Annotated in this window: 18 protein-coding genes; 10 read left to right on the forward strand and 8 right to left on the reverse strand. The window is 67.9% G+C overall.

Features of this window, described 5'->3' with window-relative positions:
* Window positions 1–5: 5 nt before the first annotated feature.
* From AC1VNX_RS15565 to AC1VNX_RS15595, 7 genes are all read left to right on the forward strand, one after another.
* Window positions 6–770 (forward strand): ABC transporter ATP-binding protein, encoded by a 765-nt coding sequence (locus tag AC1VNX_RS15565; protein ID WP_301508989.1) that lies wholly within the window; start codon window positions 6–8, stop codon window positions 768–770.
* Window positions 767–1,507: an ABC transporter ATP-binding protein gene (locus AC1VNX_RS15570; RefSeq protein ID WP_301508987.1), complete on the forward strand. Its 741-nt coding sequence runs from the start codon at window positions 767–769 to the stop codon at window positions 1,505–1,507. Before AC1VNX_RS15565 ends, AC1VNX_RS15570 begins: the two co-directional genes overlap by 4 nt.
* Window positions 1,508–1,661: 154 nt before the next feature.
* Window positions 1,662–2,645, forward strand: coding sequence for a branched-chain amino acid ABC transporter permease (locus AC1VNX_RS15575; protein ID WP_483157509.1), 984 nt, complete (start codon window positions 1,662–1,664; stop codon window positions 2,643–2,645).
* A gap of 19 nt (window positions 2,646–2,664) precedes the next feature.
* Entirely contained in the window at window positions 2,665–3,732 is a 1,068-nt protein-coding gene (locus tag AC1VNX_RS15580; protein ID WP_483157510.1) for a branched-chain amino acid ABC transporter permease, read from the forward strand.
* Complete coding sequence (locus AC1VNX_RS15585) at window positions 3,729–4,613, forward strand: alpha/beta fold hydrolase (protein WP_483157511.1); 885 nt, start codon at window positions 3,729–3,731, stop codon at window positions 4,611–4,613. The genes AC1VNX_RS15580 and AC1VNX_RS15585 overlap by 4 nt, the downstream gene beginning before the upstream one ends.
* A 57-nt stretch (window positions 4,614–4,670) precedes the next feature.
* The gene (locus AC1VNX_RS15590; protein ID WP_093056584.1) at window positions 4,671–5,177 is read left to right on the forward strand and encodes a DUF1993 domain-containing protein; all 507 of its coding nucleotides are present in this window, start codon (window positions 4,671–4,673) and stop codon (window positions 5,175–5,177) included.
* A 141-nt stretch (window positions 5,178–5,318) separates the two neighbouring features.
* Window positions 5,319–5,882 carry a thioredoxin family protein gene (locus tag AC1VNX_RS15595; RefSeq protein WP_483161960.1) on the forward strand — a complete coding sequence of 188 codons (564 nt, stop codon included), beginning with the start codon at window positions 5,319–5,321 and terminating at the stop codon, window positions 5,880–5,882.
* Window positions 5,883–5,897: 15 nt separating this feature from the next.
* Here the strand turns inward: AC1VNX_RS15595 and AC1VNX_RS15600 are convergent, their stop codons facing one another.
* From AC1VNX_RS15600 to hemH, 3 genes are read right to left on the reverse strand one after another with little or no spacing between them, the layout of a single operon-like run.
* Window positions 5,898–7,004 carry a hypothetical protein gene (locus AC1VNX_RS15600; RefSeq protein WP_483157512.1) on the reverse strand — a complete coding sequence of 369 codons (1,107 nt, stop codon included), beginning with the start codon at window positions 7,002–7,004 and terminating at the stop codon, window positions 5,898–5,900.
* Window positions 7,001–7,849: a class I SAM-dependent methyltransferase gene (locus AC1VNX_RS15605; protein WP_483157513.1), complete on the reverse strand. Its 849-nt coding sequence runs from the start codon at window positions 7,847–7,849 to the stop codon at window positions 7,001–7,003. The genes AC1VNX_RS15600 and AC1VNX_RS15605 overlap by 4 nt, the downstream gene beginning before the upstream one ends.
* Complete coding sequence (hemH, locus tag AC1VNX_RS15610; RefSeq protein WP_483157514.1) at window positions 7,846–8,901, reverse strand: ferrochelatase; 1,056 nt, start codon at window positions 8,899–8,901, stop codon at window positions 7,846–7,848. Before hemH ends, AC1VNX_RS15605 begins: the two co-directional genes overlap by 4 nt.
* A 15-nt stretch (window positions 8,902–8,916) precedes the next feature.
* Here hemH and AC1VNX_RS15615 point away from each other — a divergent pair, with 15 nt between their 5' ends.
* Complete coding sequence (locus AC1VNX_RS15615) at window positions 8,917–9,648, forward strand: HAD family hydrolase (protein WP_483157515.1); 732 nt, start codon at window positions 8,917–8,919, stop codon at window positions 9,646–9,648.
* 4 nt (window positions 9,649–9,652) lie between these two features.
* On the opposite strand, the gene AC1VNX_RS15620 is transcribed toward AC1VNX_RS15615, so the two are convergent.
* Window positions 9,653–9,958, reverse strand: coding sequence for an NIPSNAP family protein (locus AC1VNX_RS15620; protein ID WP_301508975.1), 306 nt, complete (start codon window positions 9,956–9,958; stop codon window positions 9,653–9,655).
* A gap of 127 nt (window positions 9,959–10,085) precedes the next feature.
* On the opposite strand from AC1VNX_RS15620, the gene AC1VNX_RS15625 reads away from it, so the two are divergent.
* Window positions 10,086–10,727, forward strand: coding sequence for a LysE family translocator (locus AC1VNX_RS15625; RefSeq protein WP_483157516.1), 642 nt, complete (start codon window positions 10,086–10,088; stop codon window positions 10,725–10,727).
* Between the two features lie 12 nt (window positions 10,728–10,739).
* Here the strand turns inward: AC1VNX_RS15625 and AC1VNX_RS15630 are convergent, their stop codons facing one another.
* The 4 genes from AC1VNX_RS15630 to hpnC are packed head-to-tail and all read right to left on the reverse strand — an operon-like array spanning window position 10,740 to window position 14,068.
* Window positions 10,740–11,048, reverse strand: coding sequence for a hypothetical protein (locus AC1VNX_RS15630; RefSeq protein ID WP_483157517.1), 309 nt, complete (start codon window positions 11,046–11,048; stop codon window positions 10,740–10,742).
* A gap of 4 nt (window positions 11,049–11,052) precedes the next feature.
* On the reverse strand, window positions 11,053–12,315 hold the full coding sequence (gene hpnE, locus AC1VNX_RS15635; RefSeq protein WP_483157518.1) for a hydroxysqualene dehydroxylase HpnE: 1,263 nt from the start codon (window positions 12,313–12,315) through the stop codon (window positions 11,053–11,055).
* Window positions 12,316–12,317: 2 nt separating this feature from the next.
* A complete protein-coding gene (hpnD, locus tag AC1VNX_RS15640) occupies window positions 12,318–13,157 on the reverse strand; it encodes a presqualene diphosphate synthase HpnD (protein ID WP_483157519.1) in 840 nt (279 codons plus the stop codon).
* Complete coding sequence (hpnC, locus tag AC1VNX_RS15645) at window positions 13,154–14,068, reverse strand: squalene synthase HpnC (RefSeq protein WP_483157520.1); 915 nt, start codon at window positions 14,066–14,068, stop codon at window positions 13,154–13,156. Before hpnC ends, hpnD begins: the two co-directional genes overlap by 4 nt.
* A 151-nt stretch (window positions 14,069–14,219) precedes the next feature.
* Here hpnC and AC1VNX_RS15650 point away from each other — a divergent pair, with 151 nt between their 5' ends.
* Window positions 14,220–16,064 (forward strand): potassium transporter Kup, encoded by a 1,845-nt coding sequence (locus tag AC1VNX_RS15650; RefSeq protein WP_483161961.1) that lies wholly within the window; start codon window positions 14,220–14,222, stop codon window positions 16,062–16,064.
* The last annotated feature ends 110 nt before the right edge of the window (window positions 16,065–16,174 follow it).

Below are 16,174 nucleotides of genomic sequence, written 5' to 3' on the forward strand. Positions count from 1 at the left end.
CAACGATGCTTGAGACCCGAGATCTGACCATCCGCTTCGGCGGGCACGTGGCCGTCAACAGCGTGAGCTGCGCCTTCGCGCCGGGCACGCTGACGGCCATCGTCGGCCCCAACGGCGCGGGCAAGACCACCTACTTCAACCTGATCTCGGGCCAGCTCAAGGCGAGCGCGGGCACCGTGTCGCTCGACGGGCATTCGTTGTCGGGCCTGTCCCCCTCCGCACGCACGCACGCGGGGCTGGGGCGGGCCTTCCAGCTCACCAACCTGTTTCCCAACCTCACGGTGCTGGAGAACGTGCGCCTCGCGGTGCAGGCCACGCGCGAGGGCGCGCACCGGCGCGGGCTCAACCTGTGGAGCATCTGGAGCGACCACAAGGCGCTGACCGAGCGGGCCGACCAGATCCTGGCCGACGTCGCGCTCAAGTCGCGCGAGCACGCCACGGTGGCGAGCCTGCCGCACGGCGACCAGCGCAAGCTCGAAGTGGCTCTGCTGATGGCGCTGGAGCCCAAGGTCTTCATGTTCGACGAACCCACGGCCGGCATGAATGCGGCCGAGGCGCCCGTCATTCTCGACCTGATCCGCAAGCTCAAGCAGGACAAGAGCAAGACCATCCTGCTGGTCGAGCACAAGATGGACGTGGTGCGCGAGCTTGCCGACCGCATCATCGTGCTGCACAACGGCACGCTGGTGGCCGACGGCGAACCGGCCGAGGTGATCGCCTCGCCGGTGGTGCAGGAGGCCTACCTGGGCGTCGCGAAGGAGGCCGCATGAGCACGAACAACCTGCTGACCCTCGAGGGCGTGCACACGCACATCGGGGCGTATCACATCCTGCACGGCGTGGACCTTGCCGTGCCGCGCGGCCAGCTCACCATGCTGCTGGGCCGCAACGGCGCGGGCAAGACGACCACGCTGCGCACCATCATGGGCCTGTGGCATGCGTCGCAGGGCAGGGTGCGCTTCGGCCATGGCAACAAGGTCGTGGAAATCACCGCCCAGCACACGCCGCAGATCGCCGGCCTGGGCATCGCCTACGTGCCCGAGAACATGGGCATCTTCTCCGACCTCACGGTGAAGGAGAACATGCTGCTGGCCGCGCGCGGCGCGAAGAACGCTCAGCAGATCGACGACACGCGGCTGAAGTGGATCTTCAAGCTCTTCCCCGCGGTCGAGAAGTTCTGGAACCACCCGGCGGGCAAGCTCTCGGGCGGGCAGAAGCAGATGCTCGCGGTGTCGCGCGCCATCGTGGAGCCGCGCGAGCTGCTCATCATCGACGAGCCCAGCAAGGGCCTGGCGCCCGTGATGATCAACAACATGATCGACGCCTTCGCCGAGCTCAAGCGCAGCGGCGTGACCATCCTGCTGGTGGAGCAGAACATCAACTTCGCCCAGCGGCTGGGCGACACCGTCGCGGTGATGGACAACGGCCGGGTGGTGCACGCCGGCTCCATGGCGGAGTTCTCCGCCGACGCGCAACTTCAGCAATCTCTATTGGGTCTCGCGCTATGACGTATTTGTTGTCTTGTCCCCTCTCCCGCGTGCGGGAGAGGGCTAGGGTGAGGGCCGGGGGCCTGTGCAACGGCCTTGCCCTCGTCTCGGCGCCGTCGGCCCTCACCCCAACCCTCTCCCGCAAGCGGGAGAGGGGGCAAGAGGAGGCGCAGCAATGAAAGCCCTCGACTTCGACTGGCGGCCGCTGCTGCTCGCGCCAATCCTCGCGCTCGTCGCGCTGCCGCTCACGGGCTCCTTCTCGACCTGGCTCACGCTCACCGTCGCGGGGCTGGCGATGGGCATGATCATCTTCATCATCGCCTCGGGCCTCACGCTGGTGTTCGGCCTCATGGACGTGCTGAACTTCGGCCACGGCGTGTTCATCGCGCTGGGCGCCTTCGTGGCGAGCAGCGTGCTCGGCCTCATGGGCGACTGGACCGGCTCGGGCGAGCTGTGGCGCAACCTGGTGGCGGTGTTTCCGGCGATGCTGATCGCGATGGCCGTGGCCGGCGCGGTCGGGCTGGCCTTCGAGCGCTTCATCGTGCGGCCGGTGTATGGCCAGCACCTGAAGCAGATCCTCATCACCATGGGCGGCATGATCATCGGCGAGGAGCTCATCAAGGTGATCTGGGGCCCGGCGCAGATTCCGCTGCCGCTGCCCGAGGCGCTGCGCGGCTCGCTGCTGGTGGGCGACGCGGCCATCAGCAAGTACCGGCTGCTCGCGGTGGCCGTGGGCGTGGTGGTGTTCGGCGTGCTCGCATGGACGCTGGGGCGCACCAAGATCGGCCTGCTCATTCGCGCCGGCGTGCAGGACCGCGAGATGGTCGAGTCGCTGGGCTACCGCATCGGGCGGCTCTTCGTCGGCGTGTTCGTAGTCGGCAGCGCGCTGGCAGGCCTGGGCGGCGTGATGTGGGGCCTCTTCCAGCAGAACCTGGTGCCGCAGATGGGCGCGCAGGTCAACGTGCTGATCTTCATCGTCATCATCATCGGCGGGCTGGGCTCGACGGGCGGCGCGCTCATCGGCGCGCTGCTGGTGGGGCTGATGACCAACTACGTGGGCTTCCTGGTCCCCACGCTCACGCAGTTCGCGAGCATCTTCCTGATGGTGGCCGTGCTGCTGTGGCGCCCGCAGGGCGTGTACCCGGTGGCGAACCGCTGAAGAAGAGGAGGAAGAAGACATGTTCCTGAAACGACTCCTCTCCAACGACATGCCCAAGAGCCGGCTGCTCGCCGTGCTGCTGCTGGCGGTGTTCATCGCGCTGGCCTTCGCGCCGTTCATTTTCCCGGGCGTGAAGGCACTGAGCGTCGCGGCCAAGATCCTGGTGTTCGTGGTGCTGGTGGCCAGCTTCGACCTGCTGCTGGGCTACACCGGCATCGTGAGCTTCGCGCACACCATGTTCTTCGGCATCGGGGCCTATGGCATCGCCATCTCGGCCTCGCGGCTCGGGCCCAACTGGGGCGCGGTGCTGGTGGGGCTGGGCGCGTCGCTGGCGATCTCGCTGGTGCTCTCGTTCGCCATCGGCCTGTTCTCGCTGCGGGTGCGCGCGATCTTCTTCGCGATGATCACGCTGGCCGTGGCCTCGGCCTTCCAGACGCTGGCTTCGCAGCTTTCCGACTTCACCGGCGGCGAGGACGGCCTGACTTTCAAGCTGCCCGAGCTGATCTCGCCGAGCTTCGAGTTCGCGGAAGAGCCTTTCCTCGGCGTTTCGCTCGACGGCCGGCTGCTTTGCTACTACCTGCTGTTCGTGGCGGCGGTGGTGCTGGTGCTGGCGCTGCTGCGCATCGTGAACTCGCCCTTCGGCCGCGTGCTGCAGGCCATTCGCGAGAACGAGTTCCGCGCAGAGGCCATCGGCTACCGCGTGGTGGTGTACCGCACCACGGCCGCCGTGCTGTCGGCGCTCTTCGCCACGCTGGCCGGCGCGATGCTCGCCATCTGGCTGCGCTACAACGGGCCCGACACCTCGCTGAGCTTCGAGATCATGATCGACGTGCTGCTGATCGTGGTGATCGGCGGCATGGGCACCATCTACGGCGCGGCCATCGGCGCGGTGCTGTTCGTGGTGGCGCAGAGCTACCTGCAGGACCTGCTGCGCCTGGGCAGCGAGGCTGCGAGCGGGCTGCCGTGGCTGGCCGCGCTGCTGTCGCCTGACCGCTGGTTGTTGTGGTTGGGCGTGCTGTTCGTGCTGTCGGTCTACTACTTTCCGACCGGCATCGTTGGCAAGCTGCGGGCGAGGGCGGCGCGATGAGCGACAACAACATTCCACTCTCCCGCTACGCGCAGCTCGCGGGCCGCGAAGTCCATTGGCTCGAATGGGGCGCGCCCGAGGCGCCGGTGGTCATTGCCTGGCACGGCCTGGCGCGTACCTGCCGCGACATGGACGAACTGGCGCAGCACTTCGCGTCACGCGGCTTCCGCGTGATCTGCCCCGACACCATCGGCCGCGGCCTGAGTCAGTGGAGCCCACTGCCCGACGAGGAATACAAGCTCGCGTTCTACGCGCGCATCGCCAATGCGCTGTGCGACGAGCTGCGGCTGGGGCGCGTGCACTGGGTCGGCACCTCGATGGGCGGCGCCATCGGCACGGTCTGCGCGTCGGGCCTGTTCGAGCCGCGCATGAAGGCGCGCATCGCGAGCCTGGTGCTGAACGACAACGCGCCCGAACTGGCCCAGCCCGCCATCGAGCGCATCCGCGCCTATGCGGGCCAGCCGCCCGCATTCGACACGGTGGCCGAGCTGGAGGCTTTCTTCCGCACCGTCTACAAGCCCTACGGCTGGCTCAGCGACGCGCAATGGCGCCGCCTGACCGAGAGCTCCACGCGCAGGCTGCCCGACGGCCGCGTGACGCCGCACTACGACCCGGCCATGGTCCGGCAGTTCAGCGCGCACGACAACGACTACCTGATCTGGCCGCACTACGACGCCATCGAGGTGCCGGTGCTGTGCCTGCGCGGGGTCGAGTCCGATCTGGTGCTGCCCGGCGTGGTCGAGGAGATGAAGCGGCGCGGTCCCGGCGCGGCCGGCCGGCTGCAGGTCATTGAAGTGCCTGCCTGCGGTCACGCGCCCGCGCTGAACGTGCCCGGACAACTGGAGCCGATCGAAGGGTTTATTCGGGCGGCCGGTCGTTGAAGGAGCGGCGGCGTGACAATCGCCGCCGATTCCAACCACAACAAGGCCTCGAACACCATGACGCTCTCTCTGTACGACCTGTCAGTGCCCGTCTTTACCCGCGGACTCGGCCAACTCACCCACCTGCTCGACAAGAGCCTTGCGCATGCCAAGGCCAACGGCATCGACCCGGCCACGCTGGTCGAGGCGCGCCTGGCGCCCGACATGCTCACGTTGGCCGGCCAGATCCAGCGCGCGAGCGATGCTTGCAAGCTGGGCACGGCCCGCATCGCGGGCATCACCGCGCCGAGCTTTCCCGACGAAGAAAAGACCTGGGACGACCTGCTGGCGCGCATCGTGAAGACGCAGGACTTCCTGAATAGCGTCGAGCGCGCGCAGATCGACGGCCAGGAAGAGCGCCCCGTGACCATCAAGGCGCGCGAAGGCGAAGCACATTTCACCGCTCAGCGCTACCTGCTGCAGTTCGCGCTGCCCAACTTCTTCTTCCACGTGACCACGGCCTACGACGTGCTGCGCCACAAAGGCATGCCCATCGGCAAGATGGACTATCTGGGCAAGTTCTGAGGCATTGAAGGCCGGCGGCCTTCACACCGCCGGGACAAACTTCAAATTGCCGTGACACATGCGCACGCACGGCGTGCGCCGCAAACAATCGCGCCAGACCGCTGTCGGTCTGACACACGAACGAGGTTTGCGATCATGAAGATGTTGTCCAGAAGGGCGTTCTCGGGGCTTGCGGCAGGGGCTTCCGCGCTCGTGGCGGTCGCAGGCGGCGGATGGCCGGCGCGCAGCGCGCTGGCCGCCTCGCCGGGCCTGCGTGACTACGGCAAGGCCCCCGAGTTCGCAGGCATCGACAAGTGGCTCAACTCGCAGCCGCTCACGATGCAGGGGCTGGCCGGCAAGGTGGTGCTGGTCGACTTCTGGACCTACTCCTGCATCAACTGCATTCGCACGCTGCCGCACGTGGTGCGCTGGTACGAGACGTTCAAGGACCGGGGCTTCACCGTGGTGGGCGTGCATTCGCCCGAGTTCGCCTACGAGAAGTCGACGCGCAATGTGCAGGACGCGATCGAGCGCTTCAACATCCGCTATCCGGTGGCGCAAGACAACGGATTCGCCACCTGGCGGGCCTACAACAACCAGTACTGGCCCGCGTTCTACCTGGCCGACAGCAGCGGGCAGGTGATGCGGCAGCACTTCGGCGAAGGGGAATACGCCGAGATGGAGGCCGCGATCGAGGCGCTGCTGGCGCGCAGGCCGGCAGCCTGAGCCAAGGCTACAGGGCTACTTCGGCGATTCGACGATGCGCCGTACCGCCGCCTTGCCAGCGGGCGTGAGAACCGGATCGAGGTCGGCGTAGGGCACTTCGACCTCGATTTCGCAGCCGTTGCCATAGGCGGGCTGGGCGAAGCGCATGCCCTTGGCTTCCAGCGTCAGGTCGTAGTAGGCGCCTTCTTCGTAGTTGGACCGGCAGTTGTCCTCGGCCTTCGACGCGTCGATGCCCGCGTAGCGGAACAGGAAGCGGCGCAGCTTCGGTGTCATCGAGGCGCCTCCGGTGCCGGAGATCCTCCCTACCTCGGCCGGGCGCGACTTCGACAGCGAGCGCAGACCGAACCAGGACCATGGGTCGACCTGCCTGCCCGTCTGCAGGTCCCAGGTGCGATAGAACCAGGAGATGCCGTTACGGCCCATGCCGGCCGCCCAGGTGTAGTTGCGGATGCTGAGCCACTGCGAGCTCCAGTACGAAGGATCGGCGGTGTTCTCGTCTTCCGCCGGCACGCCGACCCGTCCGAGGAACTCGCGGCGCTTGTCGAAGTACTCCTTGATCGTGTCCTTGCTGGTGTCGAAGTCGCGGCGCAGCTCGCGGTTGATGGCCGCCAGCGTGGGCTCGGGGCCGGAGAGTTCGATGGTTTCCTGCCCCGCAAAGCGCAGGCGGCGGAAGCTGCGGCCTGCCGCGAATTCCTCTTTCTTCCCGGTCTCGATCTTCGGTGGTGCTTCGAGCAGGCCTGCATAGCCGTCGCTGCCGCAGGCTTTGTCGCCGCCCGTGGCGTCGGACATGTCGAGCCGGATGGGCAGCGTCACGGGCGTGCCCTTCACGCTCTTCCAGGTGCCGGTCAGCGTGTTGCCTTTGGCTGGCTCCAGCGACCACAGGCCGGTGTCGCCGCCCTCGTGCCAGAAGCTGTCTTTCTCGACGCGGCTCAGCGGGATCGCCTTCTTGTACTGCTTGTAGAAGTAGCTGCCGCTCGGGAATTCGGCGTTGAAGCAGGCCACGATGGCCTTGGTGCCGAGCGTGCCTTCCCACACGCCCTTGGGCACTTCGACGGTTCCGGTCGCGCTGGCCAGGAAGGGCGCCAGCAGATAAAGGCCACCGAGGGCGTGAAAGAGTTTCATGGCTTGCGTGCGGAGATCGAATACATGAGCGGAATGCGCGGCATGCCCTCGGGCGGCGCCATGCGGCGCCCGCCGATGTCGCGCATGCCTTCGAAGGGCTTCCAGCCGTTGGCGTACGGGTACTCGTCGAGCTGCTCGATGACGAGGCCGGCCTGCGACAGCGCGGTCGTCACCTGGCCCACGCCCCATGTGAACTCGAAGCTCGGATGCGGGTTGCTGAAGTTCTCCACGCCGCGCTCGTAGCCCTCGCGCACGAGGCCGTCGCCGGACTCGGCCACGTAGTCGCCCACGCCTTCCTCGGGCACGGGAGCTTCGTTGAAGTAGTCGTAGTGGAACTTCCAGGCGGGGTCGAACACGAGTGCGAAAGGATGGAACTCGATGAAGACGAAGCGGCCGCCGGGCTTGAGCAGCTGCGCCACGCCGCGCGCCCAGGCGCCGATGTCGGAGAGCCAGCACAGCGTGCCGTACGAGCAGAACACGATGTCGAAGCGCTCGCCGCGCGCCTGCGCATCGCGAAAGTAGTCGTAGACATCCGAGCGCACGAAGCGCGCCGCGATGCCCGACTGCTGCGACAGCCGCGTCGCGAAGTCGACGGCCTCGTCGGAGATGTCCACGCCCGTCACCTCGGCACCCAGGCGCACGATGCTCAGGCTGTCCTGCCCGGCATTGCACTGCAGGTGCAGCACCGACAGGCCCGTCACGTCGCCGAGCAGGCCGGCTTCCTCGGGAAAGAGGGTGGAGCCGCCCTTGCGGAAGAAGGCGGCCTGGTCGCCCTTGTGGCTGTTGTGCGCGACAGTGGCCGCGTTCCACGAGAGCCGGTTGGCTTCGTGCAGGTCCTGCTTCATTTGGTGGTGCTTGTTCCTTGCGTGGGCCAGCCCGCCAGATTGCGTTCGGCGATGCCCGCTAGCGCGGTGATCCATGCCGGGCTGTCGTTGAGGCAGGGGATGTAGCTGAAGGCTTCACCGCCTGAGTGCAGGAAGGCTTCGCGGCCTTCCATGGCGATTTCTTCGAGCGTCTCGAGGCAGTCGGCCGGGAAGCCCGGGCAGACCACGTCCACGCGCTTCACGCCGGAGGCGCCGAGTTCGCGCAGCGTTGGCTCGGTGTAGGGCTCCAGCCACTTGGCCTTGCCGAAGCGCGACTGGAAGGTCACGCGGTACTGCGTGCTCGAAAGGCCCAGCCGTGCCGCGAGCAGGCGTGCGGTTTCGAGGCACTGCGCCTGGTACGGGTCGCCCAGCGCGATGTTGCGCGCGGGAATGCCGTGGAAGCTCATCAGCAGCACCTCGCCACGGCCGTCGGTCTTCCAGTGCTTCTCGATGCTCTGCGCCAGCGCCTCGATGTACGCGGGGTCGTCGTGGTAGTCGTTGACGAAGCGGAATTCGGGCACGCGGCGCTGCTTGCGGCTCCAGGCGTTCACCGCGTCGATCACGCTCGCGGTGGTCGTGCCCGAGTACTGCGGGTAGGCCTGCAGCAGCAGCACGCGGGTGGCGCCATCGGCCTGCAGCGCGTCGAGCCGGGAGGCGATGGAGGGGCTGCCGTAGCGCATCGCGTCGCGCACCGTCACGCGATGGCCGCGCTCGCCGAGCCAGCCGGCCAGCAGCGTGGCCTGCTTCTGCGTCCATACCTTGAGCGGCGAGCCTTCGCGCATCCAGATGCTTGCGTACTTGGCGGCCGACTTGGCAGGCCGCGTGCGAAGGATGATGCCGTGCAGGATCGGTGCCCACAGCACCTTCGGGATCTCGACCACGCGCGGGTCGCCCAGGAAGTCGGCGAGGTAGGGGCGCACGGCGGCCGCGGTGGGGGCGTCGGGCGAACCGAGGTTGCACCAGAGCACCGCAGTGCGGGGGGCACTTGAGGAACCGGGGGTACTCGGAGAGGCGTTCTCTTGGGTCGAAGGCATGCGATATTCTCAGGCATGACTTCCGCTTCCCCGGTGCCCGCGGGCGCCGCGCCTCTCGATCTCAAGCGCATCTCGGCGATCTCGCTGGACCTCGACGACACCCTCTGGCCGATCTGGCCGACCATCGAACGCGCCGAGGCCGTGCTGCATGCGTGGCTGCTGCGCGAGGCACCAAAGACGGCCACGCTGCTGATGACGCCAGGCATCCTGCGCGAGCTGCGCGAAGCCACCGCCAAGGAGCGCTCAGACCTCGCGCATGACCTGAGCGCGCTGCGCCGCGAGTCGATCCGCACCGCACTCACCCGCGCGGGCGAAGACCCGGCGCTGGCCGAGCCGGCCTTCGACGCCTTCTTCGCCGAGCGCCAGCGCGTGACGCTGTACGACGACGCGCTGCCGGCGCTGAAGTGGCTCAGCGAACGCTATCCGCTGGTGGCGGTCTCCAACGGCAACGCCGACATCCACAAGACCGGCGTGGGCCGCTGGTTCCGCACCGCCTTCAACGCACGCGCCTTCGGCAGCGGCAAGCCGCACGCGCCCATCTTCCGCGCGGCCGCCGCGTCGGTCGGCCTGCTGCCCAAGGACGTGCTGCACGTGGGCGACGATGCCGAGCTGGACGTGGTCGGTGCGCTCAATGCCGGCATGCAGGCTGCCTGGCTGGTGCGCGACGAACGCCCCTGGGTGCACGGCGCGCGGCCGCAGCTGATCGTGCCGAACCTGCACGCGCTGTGCGTGGCGCTGGGCGGCTGAGGCGTCAGCTGAAGACCGGGCGGAAGAAGCTGCGTTCGTAGCTCACGATGCAGCGGGTTTCTTCCGCGTACTTGAACGCGGCCTGGCATTCCGGGTCCTGCATCGAGTCGGCGCGGTACTTCTCGTAGGCGGCCAGGCTCGGGAAGGTGAACATCGCGAGCGCCACGTTGTTCGTGCCCTCCGAGGGCAGGAAGTAGCCGTGGTGCTTGCCGCCGAATTTCTCGACCAGTGGAATCCAGAGCTTGCCGTAGTGCTCGAACTCCTTGAGCTTGTAGGCGTCGACGATGTATCGCAGGTAGCAGGTGACCATGGTGTCCGTTTTTCCGTGATGCGGGCCGAGGGGTATTGGCGCGGCGTCTGCAGCCGCGCGCCGGGCTGACTATAGTTTCCCGGCTGTCTCAACGTCTTGCGGCTTCGCGCCGGGCAGGAACCCCAAAGTGCATTTCTCCAACTGGCTCATCTTCTGCAGCGTCACGCTGCTCGTCGTTTTCACCCCGGGGCCGGCCGTGCTGCTCGCGGTCTCGAACTCGATGAGCGTCGGCCCGCGACGCGCGATGATCAGTTCGCTGGGCAATGCGGCCGGGCTCTTCATGGTGTCTGCCGCCGCGATGGCCGGACTGGGCGTGGTGCTCTCCACCTCGGCGCATGCCTTCATGGTGCTGAAGCTGGCCGGCGCGGCCTACCTGATCTACCTGGGCATCAAGCAGTGGCGCAGCCAGGGCAGCGTGTTCGCCGACGTGCAGGGCAGCCAGGGCGGCGCGGCACCGCGTTCGAGCTGGCGCCTCTTCGGCCACGGGATGACGGTGGCGCTGACCAACCCCAAGGGCATTCTTTTCTTCTCCGCGCTGTTCCCGCAGTTCCTCACGCAGGACGCGCCGATGCTCACGCAGTTCGCGGTGCTGACCGGCACCTTCGCGGCGGCATCGGTGGTCGCGCATTCGTTCTACGTGCTGCTGGCGCGGCTGCTGCGCAAGCAGCTCTCCGATCCGCGCCGCACGCGCATCTTCAACAAGGTGTCGGGCGGGGCCTTCGTGCTGCTGGGGCTGAGCCTGCTTCGGCTGCGCAACAAGGCGGCCTGATCTCGCTTCCGCTCAGTCGAGCGCGAAGCGTTCGCGCAGCGCCGCGCAGAAGTCGGCGGTGCCGCCGATGGAGAGTGTGATGGTGTCGTAGCGCGGGTCGTCCTCGCTCGACTCCTGCAGGTCGTAATCCCACATCCCGCCTTCGTCAAGGGCGCCGCGCGCATCGGGAAAGGCGGCCTCGGCCCACGCGAGCACGAGTTCGACTTCGGCGCGCACCTCGTGCGTTTTCTCGGGCGAGGTCGAGGCCATGGCGTCGAAGGTGCCGTGGCCTTCGGTGTCTTCGCTGTAGTCGAAGTCGAGGTAGCGCAGTCCGGTCGTCATGGCGTCAATCCAGTGATCTGGCGGCGGCGAGCCCGCTGAGCACCGCGCCTTCGAGCGTGGCGGGGTAGGGGCCTTCGATGTAGTCGCCGCAGGCTTGCAGGCCCGGTGCGATGACCGAGTGCGGCCGCACGAGGCCGGGCGTGCAGGCGAAGGTGGCGCGTTTCTCGACCACGGTCTGCACCAGCTGCAGGTTCGATTGGCCCAGCTGGGCGGCGGCTTGTGCGATGACTTGTTCTTCCAGCACCTCGCGCGACGCCTCGTTCGCGCTCACGACCATCGCGAGCACGCCCTGCATGCCGCCGAGCCGGCTCCTGTCGAAGGCGAACTGGGCCGGTGCCGTGGCCGGATCGCTGCGAAGCGCGAGCATCGGCTCGGCCAGCGGCCTGGCGCCACGCACGTAGACGGTCGCGATGGCCTCGAAGCGCAGCGCCTCGGTGGTTTCGCACCAGCGGTCCGCAGGCAGGCCCGAGGCGCGGACCAGCCGCGCCGCGTCCCAGGGCGCGCAGGCCAGCACGACCTGGTCGAAGGCTTCTCCGTCGACCTGCCATTGCCCGGCTTCGGATGCGATGGCACGCACGCGCGTGCCGATGCGCACCGTGGCGCCTTGCTGCGTCAGCCAGCGGATCGCGGCATCGGGCAGCAGAGCCCCAAGATCGGCGCGCGGCAGCAGCAGGTCGGCGCCGCCGCTTCCGCTGAACAGCGCGTCCTTCAGCACGCGCAGGAAGACTTCACCGCTCGATTGCGCCACGGGCGTGTTGAGCGCGGAAACGCAAAGCGGCTCGATCAGCTCCTGCATCACGCGCGGCGTAAGCCCGTCGCACAGATCGGCAACCGTCGTGCCGCGCTCGCAGCGAAAGCCCGAGAGCCGCCAGCCGATGGCGGTGCGCAGCAGCGACGACCTGTCGCGCCACGTCCAGCCGCGCGCCGTGAAGATGCCCGCCAGCAGATCGAGCGGCGCAGGCAGCCGCGGCAGCTTCAGCCCGCCGCCATCGGCGAAGCGCAGCGAAAGAGGCAGCCGCAGCAGCGCGCCTTCGACGTCGACGCCCACATCGCGCATCAGCTGCAGCGTGGCGGTGTACGCGCCGATCAGGATGTGCTGGCCGTTGTCCAGCGCCAGCCCGTGCATGTTGTCGACCCGCCGCGCCCGCCCGCCCGGCGTGTGCGCAGCCTCGAACAGCGTGACGGCATGGCCGAGGCGCGTGGCCTCCACCGCGCACGCAAGGCCGGCCCAGCCGGCGCCGATGACGGCGGTCTTCTTCTTGCTCAAGCTCAGATGCGTCCGAGGGCTTGGACTTTCCAAGCCAGCCAGAGCTTGCGCACCGGCGTCAGGCTCACGCGCTGGTTCAGCACCTGGAAGTTGTCGCGTTCGATCTCGCGCAGCAGGGTGCGGTAGATGCTGGCCATCATCAGGCCGGGCTTCTGCGAGCGGCGGTCGGCCAGTGGGAGCAGGGCGAGCGCTTCGTCGTAGGCGGCGTGGGCGCGGGCGGCCTGGAACTTCATCAGCTCGACGAAGCGCTCGGAGTGCACGCGGTTCAGGAGCTCGTGCGCCTTCACGTCGAATTTCTGCAGCTCGTTGACTGGCAGGTAGATGCGGCCGCGCAGGGCGTCTTCACCCACGTCGCGCAGGATGTTGGTGAGCTGCAGCGCCAAACCGAGCTTGTGGGCGTAGGCGGTGGTCTGGGCATCGGTCTGGCCGAAGATGCGGGCGGCGACCTCGCCGACCACGCCGGCCACGAGGTGGCAGTAGCGCGAGAGGCCCTGGAAGTCGAGATAGCGCGTCTGGTCGAGGTCCATCTGGCAGCCGTCGATTACCTCGTTGAGCTGGCACGCCTCGATGCCGTAGGCCGCGGCGTGCGGCATCAGCGCCTGCATCACCGGATGGCGAGGCGTACCGGCGAACGACTGGGCAACCTCGGTGCGCCACCAGGCGAGCTTGGTGGCGGCCACGCCCGGGTCGCTGACCTCGTCGACCACGTCGTCGACTTCGCGGCAGAAGGCATAGAAGGCCGTGATCGCGGCGCGGCGCGGCTTGGGAAGGAACAGGAAGGCGTAATAGAAACTGCTGCCCGAGGCGGCGGCCTTGTCTTGCACGTATTGCTCGGGGGTCATCGGGGAGGCGCTGCTTTCATGGGGCGTGATTGTCTCCGCATCCGCAGGGCCTTCCAGAGCAGCACCGGCGCGTCGAGCTTGCCGATGGCGGGGCGCTGGGTGAAGGTGTCGAAGCCCAGGTCCTGGATCTTGTCGAGGATGCGCAGGCCGCCCTGCACCACGAAGCGCAGCTCCCAGCCTGCGCGGCCGGGCAGGCGGTGCACGAGGGGGGCCCCCTCGGTCATGAGCTCGCGTGCCCAGTGCGATACGACTGCTATCAAATTGATAGCTTCCTGCGGAGGCTCCGCGCGCGAAAGCGGCGCGAAGACCTTGAAGTTCTCGGGCGAGAGGCTGCGCCGGTCGCAGTCGGTCAGCGGAAAGTAGAAGCGGCCGCGCGGCAGGTCGACGCTCGGGTCCTGCCAGAAATTGATGAGCTGCAGGGCGCTGCAGATGGCGTCGCTCTGAGCCAGCGCCTCGGCGTCGTGCACGCCGTAAAGATGCAGCAGCAGGCGGCCGACGGGGTTGGCGGAGCGGCGGCAGTAGTCGAGCAGCTCTGCGCGGTCGGCATAGGTGCCGCGGTCGCGGGTTTTCTCGATGTCCTGCATGAAGGCGCTCAGCAGGTCGGCGAGCAGGTCCTCGGGCAGGCCGTGCCGGGCGATGCTGTGGGCCAGCGGGCCGAACACATGGGGCCAGCGCGATTCGGGGAGCACTTCGCCCCGAGCGGCGGCGGCCAGTTCTTCGCGGTAGGCGCGCAGTTCGGCAAGGCGCTCGGCGGGCGAGGCGCTGCCTTCATCGGCGATGTCGTCCGCGGTGCGCGCGAAGTGGTAGATCGCGGCGATCGGCGGGCGCAGATGCGGCGGGCATAGCCAGGAGGCTACGGGGAAGTTTTCGTAGTGCGCCGGCGGCGCGGCATGTTGGGGAGTGGCGGGCACGCCACGATTGTCAGCGACGGCGCAATGCCCCGGCACTATGCTCGCAGCGTCGCCACTACGAACTTCCCGCTTCATGAAAGCATCCGCTCCGGCTCCCGGGTCCCAGGTTTCAGCGTACGGCGAGGCGGCGCACCCGACGGGCCCGGCGCTCATGGTGGCGGCGCTGGGCGTCGTGTTCGGCGACATCGGCACCTCGCCGCTGTACGCCTTCAAGGAAACGATGAACCCCGAGCACGGCGTGCCGTTCACGCCCGATTCGGTGCTGGGGCTGCTCTCGCTGATCTTCTGGGGGTTGATGTTCGTGGTCACGCTGAAGTACGTGGTGTTCGTGCTGCGCGCCGACCACGACGGCGAGGGCGGCATCCTGGCGCTGCAGGCGCTCGCGCGCAGCGCCGTCGCGGGGCCGAAGACCAGGCCGTGGGTGTGGAACGCCATCGGGCTGCTGGGGCTGGTGGGCGCGGCCATGTTCTACGGCGACAGCCTGATCACGCCGGCCATTTCCGTGCTGTCGGCGGTCGAGGGGCTGGAGGTGCAGGCGCCGGTGCTGCAGCGCGCGGTGCTTCCGATCACGGTGGTGATCCTGATCGCGCTCTTCATGGTGCAGAAGAAGGGCACGGGCACGGTCGGCAAGATCTTCGGGCCGGTCATGCTGCTGTGGTTCATCGTGCTGGCGGCAGCCGGTGCTTGGCAGGTGCTGCAGCAGCCTCAGGTGCTGGCGGCGCTCGATCCGCGGCGCGCCCTGGGATTCCTGGTCGAGCACCGGGCGCAGTCGCTGGCGGTGTTGGGCGCGGTGTTTCTGGCCTTCACGGGCGGCGAGGCACTCTATGCGGACATGGGGCACTTCGGTGCCAAGCCGATCCGGCTGGCGTGGCTCTTCATCGCGCTGCCGGGGCTGGTGCTGAACTATTTCGGGCAGGGCGCGCTGGTGCTGGCGAACCCGGCGGCCATCGACAACCCGTTCTTCCGCTTGTTTCCCTCGTGGGGCGTGCTGCCGATGGTGGTGCTGGCTGCGATGGCGACGGTGATTGCCTCGCAGGCGGTGATTTCGGGCGCCTTCTCGCTCACGGCGCACGCGATGCGCATGGGCTATCTGCCGCGCATGCGGGTGATCCAGACCTCGGGCACGGCCATCGGGCAGATCTACGTGCCGGCGGTCAACTGGCTGCTGATGGTGGGCGTGCTGCTGCTGGTGCTGGGCTTCCGCAGCTCGGGGGCGTTGTCGGCGGCGTACGGCATCGCGGTGTCGATCACGATGGTGACGACCACGCTGCTGGCCGGCATCGTGGCCTGGGGGCTGTGGCGCTGGAACAAGGTGGCGGTGGTGATCGGCGTGGCGGCCTTCGCGGTGGTCGACCTGACTTTCGTGATCGCCAACAGCCTGAAGGTGGCCGAGGGCGGCTGGCTCACTCTGGCGGTCGCGGCCGTGGTGATGGTGCTCTTCACCACCTGGTCGAAGGGGCGCCGGCTGGGGCTGGAGGCTGCCGCGGCCGAAAGCCTGCCGTTGCGGCCCTTCGTCGAATCGCTGGCGCAGCACATGCCGCATCGGGTGAGCGGCACGGCGGTGTTCCTGAACCCCGACGCCACGGCGGTGCCGCACGCGCTGCTGCACAACCTCAAGCACAACCAGGTGCTGCATGAGCAGGTGATCGTGCTGCGCGTGCTGCCCTGCGACACGCCGCGCGTCGATGCGCGCATCCGCATCGAGGCCGAGCAGCTGATGGAGGGCATCTGGATGGTCACCGCGCGCCACGGCTTCATGGAGCGGCCCGACGTGCCGGAATTCATCCGCATCCTGGCCTACCAGAAGACGCTGGCGATCGATTCGATGAAGACTTCGTACTTCGTCTCGCGGGCCTCGGTGGGCGAGGAGAACCTGCCGGGCATGAACCCGATCCGGCGCGCGCTCTTCGGCTGGCTGCAGCGCAATGCGGGGCGGGCTTCCGACTATTTCGAGCTGCCCGACAACCGCCTCGTGGAGATGGGCCAGCGCACCTAGAAAGCGGCAGGTGGAAGGGCGGTGACAGGCCCTAGTGACCAACGGGTCATTGACACTGGTTCACGTTTACCCTAGATTACTAACCAGTGGGTCAGTAATGACTCGGTTCG

This window comes from Variovorax sp. TLI9-5A (genome assembly GCF_056867935.1).

Coding starts and splice junctions, on each gene's coding strand:
- AC1VNX_RS15585 (WP_483157511.1), top strand. CDS start 3,729: ATGAGCGACAACAACATTCCACTCTCCCGCTACGCGCAGCTCGCGGGC.
- AC1VNX_RS15575 (WP_483157509.1), top strand. CDS start 1,662: ATGAAAGCCCTCGACTTCGACTGGCGGCCGCTGCTGCTCGCGCCAATC.
- AC1VNX_RS15615 (WP_483157515.1), top strand. CDS start 8,917: ATGACTTCCGCTTCCCCGGTGCCCGCGGGCGCCGCGCCTCTCGATCTC.
- AC1VNX_RS15565 (WP_301508989.1), top strand. CDS start 6: ATGCTTGAGACCCGAGATCTGACCATCCGCTTCGGCGGGCACGTGGCC.
- hemH (WP_483157514.1), bottom strand. CDS start 8,901: ATGCCTTCGACCCAAGAGAACGCCTCTCCGAGTACCCCCGGTTCCTCA.
- AC1VNX_RS15650 (WP_483161961.1), top strand. CDS start 14,220: ATGGTGGCGGCGCTGGGCGTCGTGTTCGGCGACATCGGCACCTCGCCG.
- AC1VNX_RS15630 (WP_483157517.1), bottom strand. CDS start 11,048: ATGACGACCGGACTGCGCTACCTCGACTTCGACTACAGCGAAGACACC.
- AC1VNX_RS15605 (WP_483157513.1), bottom strand. CDS start 7,849: ATGAAGCAGGACCTGCACGAAGCCAACCGGCTCTCGTGGAACGCGGCC.
- AC1VNX_RS15570 (WP_301508987.1), top strand. CDS start 767: ATGAGCACGAACAACCTGCTGACCCTCGAGGGCGTGCACACGCACATC.
- hpnD (WP_483157519.1), bottom strand. CDS start 13,157: ATGACCCCCGAGCAATACGTGCAAGACAAGGCCGCCGCCTCGGGCAGC.
- AC1VNX_RS15600 (WP_483157512.1), bottom strand. CDS start 7,004: ATGAAACTCTTTCACGCCCTCGGTGGCCTTTATCTGCTGGCGCCCTTC.
- AC1VNX_RS15595 (WP_483161960.1), top strand. CDS start 5,319: ATGTTGTCCAGAAGGGCGTTCTCGGGGCTTGCGGCAGGGGCTTCCGCG.
- AC1VNX_RS15590 (WP_093056584.1), top strand. CDS start 4,671: ATGACGCTCTCTCTGTACGACCTGTCAGTGCCCGTCTTTACCCGCGGA.
- AC1VNX_RS15620 (WP_301508975.1), bottom strand. CDS start 9,958: ATGGTCACCTGCTACCTGCGATACATCGTCGACGCCTACAAGCTCAAG.
- AC1VNX_RS15580 (WP_483157510.1), top strand. CDS start 2,665: ATGTTCCTGAAACGACTCCTCTCCAACGACATGCCCAAGAGCCGGCTG.